This window comes from Streptomyces sp. NPDC001848, from assembly GCF_042891915.1.
Classification (GTDB): domain Bacteria; phylum Actinomycetota; class Actinomycetes; order Streptomycetales; family Streptomycetaceae; genus Streptomyces.
In genome coordinates, this window is record NZ_JBIATP010000010.1 from 124,757 (window position 1) to 141,889 (window position 17,133).

Here is a 17,133-nt window from a genome sequence, read left to right on the forward strand (position 1 = left end):
CGCGCCGGGACGGGCGGGCGCCGGAACGGGCGGGCGCCGGAACGGCGAGCACCGCGACAGCCGAGCACCGCGACAGGAGAACGCCAGAACGGCGAGCACCGCGACAGCCGAGCACCGCGACAGGAGAACGCCAGAACGGCGAGCACCGCGACAGGCGGGCGGGCCCCGACCGCGAGCGCGTCGCCGGCGAGCACGGGCACGGGCACCTGCCGTCACGCTCCGCCCGCCACGGCGGCTGGCCCCCGCGTCAGGCCGCCTTCGTCAGCCGTACGTCCTCCACGCCCAGCAGCCCGAGCAGCGGGACTTTGCCGGTCCGCTGCCCGGGGTCGACCACGAGGCCGGAGCCGCGGATCAGGTCCAGCAGCAGTTCGGCCAGGGGCATGACCATGTGCCGCCCCCAGCAGCGCTCGGAGGAGTGGCCGAAGGGCAGGTACCCGGGGGCGGTGTCCGGGTCGAGCGCGTCCCAGCGTTCCGGGCGGAAGGCGCCGGGCTCGTCCCACAGGGCGGGGTCCCGGTGGGAGAGCAGCGGCAGCACCAGGACGTCGTCGCCCTCACCGATGCGGTCGTCGACGGCCGGGTACTCCGGGGAGGCGTTGCGCAGGATGTTCCACGAGGGCGGCAGCAGCCGCAGCGACTCCAGGATGATGTTGCGGTTCGGCATGGCGTCGTCGAAGGGCGAACCGAGCCAGAGCGCGTTCGCCACCAGGGTGGAGACGGTGAAGCACACAGGGGCGGCGGCCCTGCGGTACATGCCCATCGCGTATCGGCGTTCCTGGTAGCCGACGGCCCGCGCCGCGCGGCCCGCGAGCCCGGTGAGGTGGTCGCCCGGCCGGGGCCAGCCGGGGAGTGCCGCGCCCACCGCGATCACCGACCAGGTGAGCTTGGGCGTGAGTTCCAGGTTGCGGCTCATCAGCATCCGCAGCCGCCGCGGGTCCCGGCCGAGGATCAGGTCGCGCAGGAAGAGGTGTCCGGTCAGGGGCCAGGATCCGGACAGGTCCACGTCTCTCGGCAGGGGTCCGGCGAGTGCCGCGCGCACGTCGTTGCCGACGGTACGCGTGACCGACGACGCCTCGGTGCGGGAGATCGACCGCCCGTGCAGCGGCTTGAACGTGGGCCGTTCGACCTCCGTGGCGCGTCGCGCGGCGAGGATTCGGTCGGCGACCTCGTGCCCGGCGACGCCGATGGTGTCGGGTTCGAGCCGGAAGACGTCCTGGCCCAGGTGGTCCTGGAGGAGGGCGGCCAGCCGCGGTGCGAACACGGTGGTGCGCGCACGCGGCAGGGATGTCGGGGGCATGTGTTCTCCGGGAGGGGCGGGTGCCGACGCGGTGATCCGCCGTGCGGCCTGGACATCGTTGTCCGACGGCGGCACGGGGTCGCCGGACAACGATGTCGGTCGGCCGCACGGCGGGGCCTGACCGGATCAGTACCAGAGGTACCAGGCGTTCGCCTTCAGGCTCTTGCGGGCCGCGACCTTGTTACGGACGGCGAAGAGAAGCTTCATCACTGCACCTCCTCTCGGGGCGGGGCGGGTGGGCGACGCGCGATGCTCGCGGGTGGAGCCCGTGAAGATCGCGTTTCGTTGGCGAGCCGATTCCTCCCCCACCCGATGAGCGGATAATCACTCCGCCGGGTGAGAACTCCCTTTCATGCACGGAAAGTTCAACCAGTGCGCTGTCGGTCGATCGTGCGCTCCGTCCGGCCTCCCTTTCGCGGCACGGGCGTCCGCCACCCGCACGCCGCCGCGCTACACGCGCGAGCGTTGGGGGACCGCCGCGGGGTCGGCAGGCGCGGACCGGGTGGCGTACTGGGGCACCGGTGCGGTGTCCTTCCCGTTGTCGCGGACCAGGCCGTAGCGGATCACGCCCTGTGCCGGTCCGGTCATGATGTCCTTGTGGACCTCGTCCCAGCTGGACGGGAAGACGATCAGGCCGTAGTCGCAGCCCCGTTCGTTCTGCGTGAGGGTGACGGAACCGTCCAGGTAGAAGTACTCGTTCTGCCACATCTGCTGGGTGCCGGCCGGCAGGACGGCGTACCCGATGGCCGGTCCGCCCATCCCGGTGGCGTATCCGCCGGGGCTGCCCGGCAGGGGGTCGTCCATGCGGCGGCCACCGCCCGACGCGACGTGGAACAGTTTGCCCTTCAGACCGGTCCAGGCCGGCATCACCAGGGCGCCCGGCCGGTTCTTCGGCGAGATCTGCCAGCGCACCAGGACATAGCCCCGGCCCTTGAGCGTGACACTCTCCCCGCGGTGCTGCAGGACGGCCTTCGGGCCGCCGCTGCTGGTGATCCCGGACTCGGTGCGGTGCGGAAGCGCCCCAGGCGGGGTGTTCACGGGGGGCGCGCTGTCGACGGAGTCGACGACCGTGCCGTACAGGTCCGCCGTCGGCGACGGTGCGGGGCGCGCCGTGGCGGCGGGCAGGGCGCTCGGCGCGGTGTGCGTGGGTGGGCGGGCCGTGCTCGCCGCCGTGGGAGCGATCTGGCGGGCGGGCGGCGCCTCGGGTGTCCGGGTCACGACGTACGCGCCGCCCGCGACGATCGTCGCGCCCGCCGTGACGGCCACGGCGGGCTTGGTGAGCGCGCCGAGCACCTTCGCGGACCAGCCGACGGAGGCGGCCGCCGCGGACGTCTTGCCGCCGAGGGCCAGCGACAGGGCGAAGCCGGCCGGGACGGGGACGAGCGCGATCCCGGCGAGCAGCCGTTCGGCGGGCACGACGGCCCTCTCGGCCCCGGCGCACACGGGGCAGCCGCGGATGTGCCGGGCCAGCCTCTTGCGCCACACCGAACCGGGTCGGCCGTCCCAGCGGGCGGTCACGGCGGCCAGTTCGGGGCAGGAGCCCTCCAACGCCCGTACGATGCCGCGCGCCACCTCCAGGCGCGCCTTCATCCGCTGCACCCGCACGGCGGCGTGCTGGCGGCTGATGCCGACGGCGGCGGCCAGCTCGCGGCGGGTGAGCTCGCCCGCGACCTCCAGCCACCACAGCGACAGCAGCTGCCGGTCCTCGTCGTCGAGCCAGCGCACCGCCTCCGCGACCTCACGCCGCTGGCCCTCCAACTGCAGCCGCAGCACGGTGAGTTCGGCGAAGTCGGCGGCCCGGTCGCCCGCGTCCCCGGCCAGCGGCTCGGGCGTCCTGCGGCGCGCCCGCTCCCGTATCTGCCGCATGGCGATGGCGACCAGCCAGGAGCGGAAACTGTCCGGATCACGCAGGGCGCCGATGTTGCCGACGGCGCGCAGCATCGTCTCCTGCACGACGTCGTCGACGTCGGCATGGCCGTTGAGCGCGCGGCCGACGACGTTGTAGACGAGCGGCAGCCAGCCCGCGACCAGCTCGTTGAGCGCATGCCGGTCACCGGCCTGTGCCGCCGCGATGGTGGAACGCCACTGCCGGCTGTCCACGTGCGTCCTCTCCCCGGTCGTCGTACCGCCCTGCGGACGTACAGTCTCAGCCACGGCCGGGATCCATGGGGCGGGCGGTCCGCGACGGCTCGCGGCGCACGGCCCGACACCCGTCGATTCCGGGATGGATCACCGGCCGTGGCCGGCGGCGGGTGCGGTCGCCGTGCCCATGCCTCACTCGGTTCGCTCCTGTGCGTCGGGATCAGGGGGCGCTGAGGGAGACGGAGGGGAGGGGGCCGGGATAACAGTTTTTCGGCGCGACGCGGACCACACGCCTCACCGGCCGGCTGGATCCGTCACCTCTTCCAAGTCCGCGAGCGCCACCCCACCATCACCAAAGCCCGGGCCGACAACGGCTACAAGACAAAGCCGTGGAACAAGCCGCCCACGTCGGCATTGGCCATGGGAAGGGACTCCGGAGCAGAAGGGAACAGGCGGATCAGCGTGTGCAACTGGTGGTGTCCGATGGGGCGTCGATGCGCGCGGTGACCTGCAGGAGCACCTGAGTGAGGCGCATTTCGCACTCGGCACTGTCCGCGCCGGTCACCACCCAGTGAGCAAGCCGGTCATCGATGGACGACTTCGGCGGCGCCGAGACCCAGTCACCAGGTCCTCGTGTCCGGACGAGCCGCTCCAGCCACTGCTCGAAGCGCAGGTCTGGGGGCGCGCTGAGAGCCTTGACCTCTCCGCTGACGGGCGGATGGAGGAACCCTACGGCCGCCGCTGCCACCCGCGTCGGCGTCAGGTCGCGTACCGCGCCGGTGGCGAGCGCGGCCGCTGCCTGCGGCAGATCGATCCCGGTGGCCTTGGCCACCAGCAGCGGGATGAGGTCGCCGCCCGGTCGGGAATTGACCTCGGTCACCGCCGGTCCTCGGTGCGTCAACCGCAGCTCGACGTGCTGTACGCCGCGCTCGATACCCAACGCCCGGACAGCATCGGTGACGGCCTTGAGCACCGCGGTGTCATGGAGCAGTGGATCGTTGGCGTCGACGCAGTGCCCGACTTCTTGAAAGCGGGGCTCGGCACCCGGGCGCTTACGCGTGATGGCCACCACCCGCACGTCTCCGCCGTCGAGTACGACCGTCTCAGCGCTGATCTCGGGCCCGACGAGGTACTCCTCCACCAGGACGCCGGACGTGGCGAAGGTATGCAGGCCCAGAAACGTCTCCCAGCTTGCGGCTCGGTAGGCGTCGCGGACTTCATCGTCGGTGTAGGCCCGCCTCACTCCCGCGCTGCCGGCCATGCCGTACAGCGCAAGTACGCAGCTGATGCCCTTCGTTGACAGGCCGAGGTCGGCGCACCGGTAGGAGCGGAAGGGATAGCTGAAGCCAGCCGCGCGGACCACGCCGGCCCCGACAACGAGGGCCCAGATATGAGCGTTTTCTCGGCGGTGAGACGAAGGATTGGTCTGCGTGGTGGGTGGTCGTGTGGCGGACAGAGTGGCGGGCACGAGCACTCCTGGAAGAGGGGGAGAAGCCACGGCGTCTGACGAGTCCCGGGCGCCGGGCTCAGGAGAAGACTGATCGGCTCGGCGTGCCGTCGAGGACGACGGCACGCCGAGCGGCCGAACTCCGAGGCGCGGAGGCAGGAGCAGCGGCTGGCCGCGATTCCATGGATTCAATCCAGGGGCAGTGAGTACGCCTATCCCGTCCACGGCGTGCTGCAACACTCCTTGAGCGCCCCAGAGCCTGGGTTGAGTTCTCTGGTGGGCAATGACTCTTTCAAGTCGCTTTGTGATGGCCGTTTTCCTGCGCCGACAGAGGGACGGCCACCATGCTGTTATGCAGTTGTCGAGCGGTTGCGGCCCGCGCGGAGCCGGGTGCGGATCCGTCCCTGCGCCGACAGGGAATCCGCAGACCGCGTCACAGGGGTTGTTCCACGGCTATACAGCGCAAAAGGCCGAGACCCTTGAGGGCCCGCTCTGTGAGCGGCGCACTGCACAGCGCCGCTGCCACGAGGGCGAAGGCCACCGCCGTATGCCCTTGCTGTGGCGGAGGAGCGAGCCGGACCGCGGTGGTCACGCCAGAGGCCCCCCGCTGGGGCGCCCAGAATGCTCAAAACGATCGGCCTGCTTCCGGAGAAGTCATCACACGGATCGAGGGCATGACCGTTCTGAGCTTTCAGACGGGGTCCTGCCTCAGCAGGAGGCGCGCACCAGCTGGGCCGGACCGCGGGTGGTGCTGGGCATGGGGGCCGCGCAGCCAGACGTCGCCCGGCCCGTGCCTCTTCCCGTCCTCGTCGATGATCTCGCCATCGATGATGAAGGCCCGCTCCTCTTTGCCGCCGTGCTCGCACGGGGTGTCTGTGTTCGGAGGCCACACCACCAGGTAGGTGGTGCCGGCGTCGCCCTCCAGCAAGGGGATGATGCTGATGCGGGTCGGGTCCACCCGTTCCATCACCTCTGCGATGGAAGTGAAGTGCACTTCACTTCCATCACGCTGCTCCTGCAAGGTCAAAGGTCCCTCCCCGGGCATACTGACGCGTGGCACAGCCAGCTCTGCCCAGCGAAGCTGATCCGGTCGGCGAGGACGACCCTTTCGCCGGGATTCAGGACATTGCTGACTGCTGTGCGGGGCTCAGCCCCGTCACCGCAAGAATCAAAGTAGGGTGCCGGCCAGTTCGAAGCAATTACAGAACTGCACTGCGGTAGGGGTCCGGGCCTTCGAAGTGCACAGGAGTCGGGCGGATCAGCTGTCGGTGTGCAGAACGAAAAGGCCATACCTTCTGCTTCCGCACACTCGACATACGCTGACGTCCGCCCTGCTGGGTTTCGGAGCCATCACTCACGCCGCCGGCGTTGCACCGAGCAGCCGATGACGGAGGGGAAGTGGGAGAGCAGGTAGCCGGGGCAGGCACCGTACGAGGAATGAGTGGTTTTGCTGCTGGGCCGGTAGCCCAACTCCTACTGACCTGGGCGCGGGCGCTGCTGGGTATACGGGTCGGGATACTGATGGAACTGTCCCGGAGGAGCGGGGTGCCCCTGGTTGGGAGCCGAATTGGAGTAAGGCTGCCGAGCCGGCGCGTAGGCGTCGATTTGAGGGAAGCGGCCACCCGCCAAGCCCGGTCCTCCGCCACCACCATTGCGACGGCTTCGGATGACCGCGAGGACGATTGCACCGATGAGCACAACGGCTGCGATTCCGCCGGCGATGACGAAGATGCTGCTGGCAGAGGTCTTCTTCTGGGCCTGGGACGAGGTGTTCGTCCCCTCAGATGCCTCGCTGGAAGTCGAGTCGGGTGACTTGAGTCGACCGAGAGGGTTCGTCTTGGGGCCGGCTGGGATATTCATCGTCAGTGCCGAGTAGGGCCTGACGATCCCGTAGCCGTATTCTTCGTCTGGTGCCCTCAAACCCTTGTGGTGCGCGAAGGTGGCCGACTTGATCAGACGGCTGATGACTTGGCCTGCAGTGAGGTCGGGGTACTTCGCACGGACCAAGGCCGCAGTGGCGGATACAAAAGCAGTGGCGTCTGAAGTTCCGCTACCTACGCCGTAGCCATTGGATCTCGTCGGATTTGCACCCACGATGTCCACGCCGGGAGCTGTAAGTGCGAGCCCCTTTCCCGTGTTCGAGTCCTCCCAGAGATTGGCGTTCTTGTCCACGGCGCCGACGGAGACGACGCCGGGTAGTGCTGCTGGGTCACTTACGGCAATGTGTCCCTCATTTCCCGAGCTGGCCACGACTACAACATCATGTTCCTCCGCGTACGCGATAGCTTCACGACCGGCACTTAGAGTTCTGCCGCCATCGCTTGCTATGGAGAGATTGATCACCTTGGCGCCGTGGTCCACTGCATATCGGACTGCGGCACCCCAAGTTTCATCGAGATTCCTGTCGGACCTCGTCTGAAGAGTGCGGAGCGGCAAGATTTTGGCTTTGGGTGCGAGCCCCATCACCCCTTCGGAATGTCCCGCGCCGTGACCATGCCCGGCGATGATGCTCGCCATCTTTGTTCCGTGGCCAACCAGGTCCTGCTGGGCGTTCCCGCCGCCGGTGAAGTCCTTACCCTGGAGGACCTGGCCGCTCAGGTCAGGGTGCTCGCCATCCACTCCGGAATCAACGACGGCGACGGTGACACCTTCACCCTGAGATTCAGCCCAAACGTTCTCTGCCGAGGTCACGTCCAAGGTCCACTGGCGATCTCGAATGTAGTCCGCTGACGCAGTCGGCGCCGCAGTGAGGAGCAAGGCTCCTGTGAGCGCCACGACTCCCGCTGTTGACGAGACCCTCTTGAAATCCACTTCCCTGCTCCTCACTCAACTGCGGTTGATACCGCCAGTCTTCAAACAGACGATCCGTACGATTTTTCCGTGCGGCTCGTCCATGTGGCCCACTCGATAAGCCGCGGCACGTTCCGGTGGCGGCCTTGGGCGGAGACCAAAAGGGGCCGCGCACGAGCAGGGTTGTTTCTGATCTCCGACAGGCAGAGCGCCGGCGGCCTGACCTGCCGGCGCGCCTCGGTGCACTGGATTTTCCAGGGTGCGGACAATGGCTTTCTTTCATTCCTGCGCACGTCAAAACGAGGGGTCGGATCGTGTGTTCCGTTGCAGGCGATCCGTGTTACCGGATGCGACGGCCCGACCGCGAATGCAAAGCGCAACACGGCAGACCAAGCCGGTCAGGCCCCGTTCACGCGAACATCGATCACAACAGCCAGTTCGACGATTCGTCAGCACTGCCTACGAGGCCGGCCTGACCATGGCGGTCGCCATTCGGGACGTTGCTGACCGCTGGTCGGGCGGTAAGTCCGCACAGCAGTCCTCAAAGTAGAGCGGTCATCGATGCCTGGCAATTGCAGAAGCGCACCGTGAGCGGTATCTGGCTTTTCGATGTGCACAAGATACGGGGCAGCGCCGCTGCGATTGTGCAGGACGAAAGCCCGCATGCTCCACTCACGCACATCACAGCCGCGGCGCCCCAGGCCACCGCCGGCGCACAGAGTAGACAACGCTCGGTCAGCCCGCAGCAGACGACTGGGCATACTGCCGCCGGCCGAGCATGGGCCGCCCCGTCACGAGAAATGCCGCAATGCCTACGTCGGCGATGGTGACCACATCGGTGTCGTGAACGCCGATTTCCCGCGCGTTGGTGTCCATGCCCAGTTGCTTCGACGCGGCCTTGATGTGGTTGCGGACTGTCGGATCCGACACGCCCAGGGCCTGCGCAGTGGCCGGAATCGAGAGGTCATTCTCCAGCCATGCGCACACGGTGGTGAGCAGGTCCCTGTTCTGAGGGTCCGAGTGCAGTTTCCTCAACCGGCGTTCGGCCCACTCCTGGACGGTGTCACCTGCCGCCACGATGAGTTCGGCGAAGTCCGGAGCCGGCTCGAGCGTGAAGTCGTCCGGGGCCGGAAGCGCCAGGATGTTGAAGGCAAGGAGCAAAAGGATCCGGTTGTTGACACTGTTGAGTTCGAGCCCCAGGAGGCTCCCGGCGCGACTCAGACGGCCTCGCAGGGTATTGCGGTGGATACCCAGGGCCTTTGAAGCCTCGATCGGCTTGTACGAGAGGCCGGTGGGCAACGTCTGAAGGAGCAACTTGTGCTCAGGCTTCAGCAGTGGGGCCAGAAGCCCCTGCGCCCAGGCCCACGCCTTGTTCCGAGGCAGCAGCGGGGCGATCTTCGGCTCCGCCCCCACAGCGACCCGCTCAGGGGCGTGCGCTGCCACCAGGACGGCGTGCGCTGCTTCCGCGTAGCCGGCACCCGCAGCATCAAGCGGGTACGGCGTGCTCACTCCCATGGCCAGCCCCTGACGAGCGCTGATCAGCTGGTCAAGATCGGACTGGACCTCGGTGTCCGCACGCGTCGGGGTCACCACGATGATGTGCTGGTCCTTGCCGGGGCAGGGAGAGACCAGCGACCTGCGCCCCATGTGCTGCAAGCACCACTGCAGGTGAGGGTCGCGAGCCTGGCCGCCGGTGTCGATGATTCGCACACGGACCAGGTCCGTGTCCATCAGAGCAGGGGAGATCAAACCGGCGATGACCTGAGCCTTGAGTACCTCTCCGCCGAAGAGCAGCTGGGTGGCGGCCTGGTGGACTGCACGAGGCGCGAGCACAGCGGACCGGGCGGCCTCGTGTTCGAGTCGTGCCTGCTCGCACAGCCCAAGGAGCTTGGCCGCGTGCCGAATCAGCTTGCCGGCCGTCGACTCGAACGCGCGGCGGGAAGCGACAGCCAGCAGCGCGCCGTCGTCTGCACCCAGGATCTGGACGAGCTGTGTGTGTTCGGCCTCGTCGGCGCCGGCCGCCGAGTCGCCTCCTACGAGGGAGCGTGCCAGATTGGACTGGCTCTCCGGGGCGGCGGTGAAGACGCCCCTCTCGTGGGAACCTGCCGCGACATCAGCTTCCAGCGCCTCGGAGAGCCAGCGCACAATGCGGCTGGCGGCCTCGGGGTTGGCCAGCTGCGACGGCAGGGCATTGAGGAGGGCCTCAAGCTGCTCGACCTGGCGCTCGGCAATGAGGGCGCGTTGCTGCTGGAGGTCCTCGTTGATGCCCGCCCATTCGCTGTCCGCGGTCGTGACGAGGAGCGGAAGTTGCAACCGCTGGGCCAGGGTGCGGATGCCAGGCGGAATGGCCGGCACGCGACCGGGCGAGTGCAATGCCAGCCCCGAAGCCCGGCGTTGCTTCAGATCCCGCAGAAGATGGTCCAGGGCCGCCACTGCGCGCTGGTCCAGCTCTCCCCCCGGCGTGACCAAAGCCAACGTCCCTGGGGCGGGCGGTTCCGTTGCCTGGGTGGGCACCTGTGTCAGTTGCACCGCAGCAACCTTGGTCACTCGATTCTCAGCGTGGGCGCGGGCTTGCCATGGGTCCACGAAGAGCAGTCTGAGGTCTGGCCTTCCAGTCGTCAGGTACCCCAGTGTGGGCATGCTCCTTCCCCCTTCACGTGCTAGGTGCCCGACGTCCCGCTCGGGCATGGTGTGCGCGGTCCGGCGCGGTGCCGGCGCCTGGGACATCCGCCCTGCCCTCCCCGGCTCAAAGGGGGGCGGAACGACAGATTCAGATGCACGCGCATTTGTTCGACAGGCTGATACTTCTTCACACCGTATGCGGTGTCAACGCGGCTCCTTCACTTGCACGGCTCTGAAGGAAAAAGGCGCAGGACACCCCACCTGCCTGGCGTTCATCCACCGCTCGGCAAGAGACCCGTCTCCTGGCCACTGACCTACCCGACAGGCCACGGCCTCCGCTCTGGATCGTTCCCCTCTCGGCACCTCGACGGGAGCGCGGGCGTCATCGCTCCGGGAGGGAAAGCTGCCTCGCCCGGATCCGCTGGGTGAATCGCTCGCTGGACAGGCACCCGGTTCCGGACGTGCGGAAGTGCCGGCTTGGCTGCGGAGTCCGCATGGGGATGGACCGCACCTTTGCCCACCGGTGGCACCGGAGGAAGGCCCTGCACCTCGACGAGCTCGGGGCATGGTGACGGCCGGACCGTAAGTGTGCCCAGCGAGAAACCGCTTTATCCGCGCTGCGGGGAGGTTGGCTGAAGGTCGCTCGGTGTGGAGTGATCGCCGTTCTTGGACAGGCTGGAATCGGCCAACGAGTGGATGACCGATTGCAGTGCCGGCCGGCCGCGCCTTGGAGAAGTACTTGGCTGGTGGCGGGGCCTGAGCCAGTACCAGGTGACCCGGCTCGCCCATACGTCACTCCGGCTCATTGCTGCCTGTCTCGAACAAACGCTCTATCACATCGTGCGGTCGGGATGGCTTCGCAAAGTGCAGTGTTTGAGTCAAACAGCAGTCGCGATCTTGGCTGAGATGGATCGATAAGACGACAATCAGATCGACGGTCTGCCTGGAGGCGGAGAACCACTGCCGAGGGACGTCCCCCGCACCCGAGTGGGTGCGGAGGTAGCGCGAAGGAGGGGTTGTGGGGTACTTCACCCAGCAGTGGCATGAGGACCTGCGACATCGCGTGCGTGAGTTCGCCGAGCGCGAGATACGGCCCCGCATACCGGAGATGGAGGCGACTCGGGCCGTGGAGCACGAGCTGGCCCGGTTGATTGCACGACAGGGATGGATCGGCGTCACCATCGACCGAGCGTACGGAGGCATGGGCGCCGGGCATCTGGCCAAGACGATCATCATCGAGGAACTCGCCAGGGTCAGCGGTGCCATGGGTGCCATGGTGCAGGCCAGCCAGTTGGGTGTAGCCAAGATCATCCACTTCGGCAACGATGTCCAGAAGAGAACCTGGCTGCCGCGGATCGCCGCGGGGGACTGCCTGCCGACGATCGCGACCACGGAGGAACAGTCGGGTGGCCACGTCCTCGGCATGGCCACCACCGCGGTCCGTGACGGCGATGACTACGTTCTCAACGGCCACAAGGTCTTCGTCGGGAACAGTCATGTCGGGGACTTGCACGGCGTGGTCGCTCGGACCGGCGAGGGGTCCAAGGGCCTGTCGGCCTTCCTCGTCGAGAAGGACCGGCCCGGTCTCTCCCTGGCCGAACACCAGCCTGCCATGGGGCTGCATGGCTTCAGCTTCGGGAAACTCGTCTTCAACAACTGCCGGGTGCCGGCGGCGAATCTCCTCGGGGCCGAGGGTGAGGGCCTTGCCGTCGCCTACTCGTCCAGTGTGCTCTACGGCAGGCCCAACCTGACGGCGGTCTCCCTCGGCATTCACACAGCGGTCGTCGAAGAGACGGCCGCCCTGTGCATCAAGCGCGAGCGCTACGGCCAGCCGCTGGGCGAGCTGCACAACGTCAAACTGAAGCTAGGTTTGATGCAGCATCGCCTGATGACCGCCCGACTGGCCGCGTACCACGCCGTGCACCTCCTGGATCAGGGCAAGCCCTGCGACGCGGAGCTGATGTCCGCCAAGTACCTCAACGTAGAAGCCGCCATGGAGTCGGCCGAAGACTGTATGAAGATCCACGCCGCGAGCGGCCTGTTCACCGATCGTCCCGTGGAGCGGTATCTGCGCGATGCTCAGCACATCTACGCACCAGCCGGCACGTCCGAGATCCAGCTCCTGCGCCTGGGGGAGTTCGCGCTCGGTACGGCCAAGGGCCAGTGGTCCGAACGCCTGGCGGATCTGGTGAGGCTCGGGCCGACGGACCACCTGGGCGACGAGCAGTTGGAGGCAGCTGCCCGGTAAACGCAGGGAGCCACGGACACAGCGCGGTGCCCGCGGCTCCCACTCGCCTCGCCACGGGCTATCCGGCCGAGAGCGACCGCCCTGCGCGCGTTCAGAGCGCGCCCTGAGCCTCTATCTCGCGCAGTCGATTGACCATCTGCTGGGCCAGCGACTTGATCTGGTCCAGGCCCTGCCGCCCCCAGGGGGTGATTTCAGGGGAAATCGCACAGACCGTGCCCAGAGCGATTCCTGTGTCCCAGTCGATCAGCGGAGCACCGATGTACGAGCGGATGCCGATCTCGTTGATGACCGGGTTTCCGGCGAATCGTGGATAGTCACAGACGTCCTCCAGCACCAACGCTTTCTTCCGCACCACGACGTGCGGGCACCAGCCGTGATCGCGGGCCATCACTCGGCTGGTGCCGGCCTGTTGCGGCCCCAGCTCCATGCTCTGTCCGTCCGCGGGGGTGAAGAGGCCGGCGAAGTACTGCTGCTGCTCGTTGATGAAGTTGACCATCGCGTAGGGAGCACCGACGGTCCGCGCCAAGTTGCGGGCGAACTCGTCGAACTCGGGGACGGGCAGATTACCGACGCCGATCTGCCGCAGTCGGGCTACCCGGGCGGGTGCGTCCGGGTCCTCGGGCGTCACCAGCCTGGGGGCTGTCGGGTCGTATTGGGGTGTGTACGGGACGGGCGTGGACATGCAGGCTCCATTCGACGGCGCTGGCCGAGCGTCAGCGCAGCAGGGTGGGCTCCGCGGGCGGCGTGCCGGGAGCCGGGGCAAGCAGGTGCTCTACGAGCGCGATGAGTACTTGAGTGCTCGAACTGCACTGGCGCGCGTCGCACAGCACAACGGGCACCTCAGGCTTGAGATCGATGGCCGCGCGGATCTCCTCGGGTTCGTAGTGGTAAGCCCCGTCGAACTGGTTGACGGCCACCACGAAGCTGATGCCCCGCCGCTCGAAGAAGTCCACGGCGGCGAAGCACTGGTCCAGCCGGCGGGTGTCGGCGAGGACGACCGCGCCCAACGCTCCGTTGGACAGTTCGTCCCACATGAACCAGAACCGTTCCTGCCCCGGCGTACCGAACAGGTAGAGGACGTGGTCCTGGCTGATGGTGATGCGACCGAAGTCCATGGCGACCGTGGTGGTCGTCTTGTCTTCGATACCCACCAGGCTGTCTGTTCGGGCGCTGACCTGGGTCAGCAGTTCCTCGGTGCTCAGCGGTGCGATTTCGCTGACCGACCCGACGAAGGTGGTCTTGCCTACCCCGAATCCACCAGCGATGAGGATCTTCAGCGCAGTGGGAAAGGGGTCAGATCCGCTTGCGAAGGCCATCTAGCACCGCCTCCAGGAGTTTTCGGTCGGTTGGGGAGGCCGCCTCAATGGGGCGGGGCGCCTGTGCGGTGAGCGCTTTGTGCCCCAAGAGGTCGGACAACAGGACTTTGGTGATGGCGGCCGGCAGCCGGAGTCGCGCGGCGATCTCGGCAACCGAGATGGGGCGGCGCTCGCACAGAGTGAGGACCTGGTCGTAGTCGGGACCGAGGTACGTCTTCGGCCGGATGCCGGTCGCCATCACGAGGCTCAGCAGGTCGAAGTGCGTGGCGGGACGGGTGCGGCCATTGCTGACGGTGTAGGGCCGGACTAAACGTCCGGCCTCGTCGTCGAGCCACATCCCTTCCTGCGAATCCGTCATCCTCAGCGCCCCACAGTGCCCGGCGCGGCTGGCGTCTGGTGCCTGGCAGGTGTCGCGAGATACGGCTTGACGCTCTTGATCAGCATGGCCATCTCGTAGCCGAGTACGGCGGCATCGGCTTCCCGACCGGCCAGAACCGCCAGGCATGTCCCCGAGCCGGCCGAGGTCACGAACAGCAGGAGCGTGTCCAGCTCCACCACGACCTGCCGCACATCATCGCCGTCACCGAAGCGCATACCTACACTGCGGGCGAGTGAGTACATCCCGGAGGCCAGGGCCGACATGTGGTCTGCGTCGTCGGGCGTCAGCCCGTCCGCCGCTTTCCTGAGACCGTCGGCAGACAGCAGAAGCGCGCTACGAGTATGCGGGACTGTCTGGACAAGGCGCTGCAGGAGCCAGTCGAGGTCCTGGGTTTGACCATTGCGCGTGTCGCTCACCATGGCGGCGTCTTTCTCCTCGGGGGTGCGTACAAGATCTGCGGGTTAGCGGGAGTCGTCAGCGGGGCTGTCGGCGGATACGTCGTCGGCGAGACGCTGTCCTCGTTGGAAGGCCGCCATCAGTCCCGGGTCGTGCTCGCCCTGCGGCATGCCCCCCGTCATACGCGCAGTAGGCGCGTTCCTGAGCTCTGGCACGATGTGCTCTTGCGCCCGGCGCTGTGGCAGCGGCGGCCTCCCGGTGCGCGGGTCTTCGTCGTATGGCCCGGGTCGGTTGGCCGCTTGGTGCCGCACGGGCCCTGGGGACTGCGGAGTCGGCTGCTGCGGTGCAGGAGTCGGGGCGGCCATCTGCTGAACCTGAGGCATCGGCTGGATGCGGGGCATCGGCTGGCGTTGGTGCATCGGCTGCGCTGTGTCCAGCGGCGGAGGTACGTATCGCATCTCGGGCTCCACCTGGACAGGGGGACGCTGGGATACGGCAGGCGGCACGTGCTGGTTGGCTGCGACAGTGGCCTGAGAGGACATTTCGTCGGCCTCGTCGCCGATGAGCGGGTGCGGCAGGACGAGGACCGCCTGGATGCCGCCATAGATGTTGCTCTGGAGCCGCACGGCGATGTTGTGGCGGCGAGCCAGCTCGGAGACCACGTACAGGCCGATACGACCGTCGGCGAGCAGCTTGGCGAGGTCGTGGCGGTCAGGCTCGGAGAGCAGGGAGTTCAGCCGGGCCTGCTCCTCCAGGGAGATGCCCAGGCCGCGGTCCTCGACCTCGACGGCCAGCCCGGCCGTCACCCTCTGAGCACGCAGCAGTACTTCGGTGCTGGGATCCGAGAACGCGGTGGCATTCTCCACCAGTTCGGCCAGCAGGTGGACGACGTCGGCGACCGCGTGGCCGCGCAAGGAGCCTTCGATCGGCGGGACCAGTTTGACCCGAGAGTACTGCTCGACCTCGGCGATCGATGACCGCAGCACCTCCATCAGCGACACGGGACGGGTCCACTGACGGCGCGAGATGGAGCCGCCGAGGACCGCCACGTTCTCCGCATGCCGGCGGATTCGCGTCGCCAGGTGGTCGACGTTGAAGAGGCCCTTGAGCAGCTCGGGGTCCTCCACCTCGTTCTCCAGCCCGTCCAGCATGGTGATCTGACGGTGCACGAGAGACTGAAGGCGCCGGGCCAGGTTGACGAAGACCTCGACCCTTTCCTCGCTGCCCGGTGCCGTGCCCTGTGCGAGCTGCGCCGCCCGTGCGAGGGCGGCCTTCGCCTCGAACTGCGTTCGAGCGATTGCGTGCTCGACACGGCCCATCCCGTCAGACTCAGCGGGAGCCTGTCGTGTGAACTGGGGAAGGGTCACCCGCATGCCCCGCTCCAGCGCTACCACCATCCCCTGTAGCTCATTTTGGCCCGTGGTGACAGTGTTCAGCAGTGAGGCCTGGCGCTCGGCGGCGCGACGGGCCTCGGCCGTGGCGGCGCGTGCGGCCACGATCAGGACCGTGACTCCGATGACGAGGGCACCGGTCAGGACGCCCCAGGTGGCGGCGTCCGCCGAGCCGGCCTGGGCGTGCAGGACAAAGGCCACGACGGCGGCCGCGAACACCGCCATGAAGGCCGCGGGAAGGACCGCGAGGCGGCGCATCCTGGAGCGGGTCGCGGGATCGGGCTTCTCGTTCTGTGCCGGCGGCTTGCCGTGCCTGCTTCGTGCCGGGCCCGAAGCGGCCGTGCGACCGGTTTCCGAGGGCGCTGCATATGCCGGAGATTCAGACATGAGAGTCCTCTCGATCAGCGCGGGGGTGCGCGAGCAGCACGCCGCCGACCAACCGTCAACTCGGGGTAAGCGATTGGGCAGTTAATAGCACGGCCACCCTAGACCAATCTCATGAATGCACAGTAATCACATCGCTACCGCAACCACCACAAAAAGGGGCGCACTGATTCAGCGAAATGGAGCTAGATGCTCCGGCGGGCGGCAGTGGCCCAGGTACAAGCCCGGCTACGCCACCATCGCGCGTCTCAGTGCCCCGAGCGGAGAGTACAGAGCGCTGCCAGAGGTCTCCAGCGCTCCACCGAGTGTCCTTCCGGCCGCGCCTGGCCTACGGAGGCGCTGCATCTTCGCGACGAGCGCCTTTCACACCCGCCGGTGAGCCGGTCGTGTTCCTGGCGGCAGCGCTCCCGACTCCAGGCCGGTGCGCAGGGGGCGGCCGGCGACGATCGTACGGATCGCGCTCTTGGAGCATGCCGTGTATCGACCGGGTGACTCCAGGACGTGGCGCGCCGGGACCTGCCCGGCGAACCCGACGTCACGGACTGGGGCTTCTCCGAACCAACTGAACAACTTCCGCGTGAGGGACCCACGTTCGGCGGCCCCGGGCGTCTCGCTACCCGCCCCGCGCGCGCCGCACCCGCCCCCTCGCGTACCGCACCCGGCCCGCCCCCCGCGGGCACCGCATCCGGCCCTCCTCCCGCGCCGGCGCCCGGCCGGAGTCGGGGCCGCACCGGGAAGCGACGCCTCCGGACACACCGCGGCCCCGGGCGGAGACTCCCGCCCG

At 67.9% G+C, this 17,133-nt stretch carries 13 protein-coding genes; 1 reads left to right on the forward strand and 12 read right to left on the reverse strand.

The window, feature by feature from the left end; translation table 11 throughout:
* Positions 1 to 247: 247 nt before the first annotated feature.
* From ACFYZJ_RS21630 to ACFYZJ_RS21660, 7 genes are all read right to left on the reverse strand, one after another.
* On the reverse strand, positions 248 to 1,294 hold the full coding sequence (locus tag ACFYZJ_RS21630) for a cytochrome P450 (RefSeq protein ID WP_388570481.1): 1,047 nt from the start codon (positions 1,292 to 1,294) through the stop codon (positions 248 to 250).
* Positions 1,295 to 1,420: 126 nt separating this feature from the next.
* Positions 1,421 to 1,501: a tryptorubin family RiPP precursor gene (locus ACFYZJ_RS21635; protein ID WP_388570770.1), complete on the reverse strand. Its 81-nt coding sequence runs from the start codon at positions 1,499 to 1,501 to the stop codon at positions 1,421 to 1,423.
* 243 nt (positions 1,502 to 1,744) lie between these two features.
* Positions 1,745 to 3,394 carry a sigma-70 family RNA polymerase sigma factor gene (locus ACFYZJ_RS21640; protein ID WP_388570771.1) on the reverse strand — a complete coding sequence of 550 codons (1,650 nt, stop codon included), beginning with the start codon at positions 3,392 to 3,394 and terminating at the stop codon, positions 1,745 to 1,747.
* Between the two features lie 439 nt (positions 3,395 to 3,833).
* Positions 3,834 to 4,844 carry an ATP-grasp domain-containing protein gene (locus ACFYZJ_RS21645; RefSeq protein ID WP_388570483.1) on the reverse strand — a complete coding sequence of 337 codons (1,011 nt, stop codon included), beginning with the start codon at positions 4,842 to 4,844 and terminating at the stop codon, positions 3,834 to 3,836.
* 670 nt (positions 4,845 to 5,514) lie between these two features.
* Positions 5,515 to 5,850 carry a hypothetical protein gene (locus ACFYZJ_RS21650; RefSeq protein ID WP_388570485.1) on the reverse strand — a complete coding sequence of 112 codons (336 nt, stop codon included), beginning with the start codon at positions 5,848 to 5,850 and terminating at the stop codon, positions 5,515 to 5,517.
* Positions 5,851 to 6,296: 446 nt separating this feature from the next.
* A complete protein-coding gene (gene mycP, locus ACFYZJ_RS21655) occupies positions 6,297 to 7,634 on the reverse strand; it encodes a type VII secretion-associated serine protease mycosin (protein WP_388570486.1) in 1,338 nt (445 codons plus the stop codon).
* A 714-nt stretch (positions 7,635 to 8,348) separates the two neighbouring features.
* Entirely contained in the window at positions 8,349 to 10,160 is a 1,812-nt protein-coding gene (locus ACFYZJ_RS21660) for a helix-turn-helix domain-containing protein (RefSeq protein WP_388570487.1), read from the reverse strand.
* Positions 10,161 to 11,253: 1,093 nt separating this feature from the next.
* Here ACFYZJ_RS21660 and ACFYZJ_RS21665 point away from each other — a divergent pair.
* Positions 11,254 to 12,483 carry an acyl-CoA dehydrogenase family protein gene (locus ACFYZJ_RS21665; RefSeq protein ID WP_388570488.1) on the forward strand — a complete coding sequence of 410 codons (1,230 nt, stop codon included), beginning with the start codon at positions 11,254 to 11,256 and terminating at the stop codon, positions 12,481 to 12,483.
* Between the two features lie 91 nt (positions 12,484 to 12,574).
* Here ACFYZJ_RS21665 and ACFYZJ_RS21670 read toward each other — a convergent pair whose 3' ends face one another.
* Genes ACFYZJ_RS21670 through ACFYZJ_RS21690 form a run of 5 tightly spaced genes read right to left on the reverse strand, consistent with a single transcriptional unit; the run spans position 12,575 to position 16,223 of the window.
* Entirely contained in the window at positions 12,575 to 13,165 is a 591-nt protein-coding gene (locus tag ACFYZJ_RS21670) for a GAF domain-containing protein (protein ID WP_388570490.1), read from the reverse strand.
* A 31-nt stretch (positions 13,166 to 13,196) separates the two neighbouring features.
* On the reverse strand, positions 13,197 to 13,799 hold the full coding sequence (locus ACFYZJ_RS21675) for an ATP/GTP-binding protein (protein WP_388570491.1): 603 nt from the start codon (positions 13,797 to 13,799) through the stop codon (positions 13,197 to 13,199).
* Positions 13,777 to 14,157: a DUF742 domain-containing protein gene (locus tag ACFYZJ_RS21680; RefSeq protein WP_388570492.1), complete on the reverse strand. Its 381-nt coding sequence runs from the start codon at positions 14,155 to 14,157 to the stop codon at positions 13,777 to 13,779. The genes ACFYZJ_RS21675 and ACFYZJ_RS21680 overlap by 23 nt, the downstream gene beginning before the upstream one ends.
* A 2-nt stretch (positions 14,158 to 14,159) precedes the next feature.
* The gene (locus ACFYZJ_RS21685) at positions 14,160 to 14,597 is read right to left on the reverse strand and encodes a roadblock/LC7 domain-containing protein (RefSeq protein ID WP_388570494.1); all 438 of its coding nucleotides are present in this window, start codon (positions 14,595 to 14,597) and stop codon (positions 14,160 to 14,162) included.
* A 42-nt stretch (positions 14,598 to 14,639) separates the two neighbouring features.
* On the reverse strand, positions 14,640 to 16,223 hold the full coding sequence (locus ACFYZJ_RS21690; protein ID WP_388570495.1) for an ATP-binding protein: 1,584 nt from the start codon (positions 16,221 to 16,223) through the stop codon (positions 14,640 to 14,642).
* Positions 16,224 to 17,133: the final 910 nt, after the last annotated feature.

Coding starts and splice junctions, on each gene's coding strand:
- ACFYZJ_RS21675 (WP_388570491.1), bottom strand. CDS start 13,799: ATGGCCTTCGCAAGCGGATCTGACCCCTTTCCCACTGCGCTGAAGATC.
- ACFYZJ_RS21670 (WP_388570490.1), bottom strand. CDS start 13,165: ATGTCCACGCCCGTCCCGTACACACCCCAATACGACCCGACAGCCCCC.
- ACFYZJ_RS21680 (WP_388570492.1), bottom strand. CDS start 14,157: ATGACGGATTCGCAGGAAGGGATGTGGCTCGACGACGAGGCCGGACGT.
- ACFYZJ_RS21690 (WP_388570495.1), bottom strand. CDS start 16,223: ATGCGCCGCCTCGCGGTCCTTCCCGCGGCCTTCATGGCGGTGTTCGCG.
- ACFYZJ_RS21635 (WP_388570770.1), bottom strand. CDS start 1,501: ATGAAGCTTCTCTTCGCCGTCCGTAACAAGGTCGCGGCCCGCAAGAGC.
- ACFYZJ_RS21630 (WP_388570481.1), bottom strand. CDS start 1,294: ATGCCCCCGACATCCCTGCCGCGTGCGCGCACCACCGTGTTCGCACCG.
- ACFYZJ_RS21685 (WP_388570494.1), bottom strand. CDS start 14,597: ATGGTGAGCGACACGCGCAATGGTCAAACCCAGGACCTCGACTGGCTC.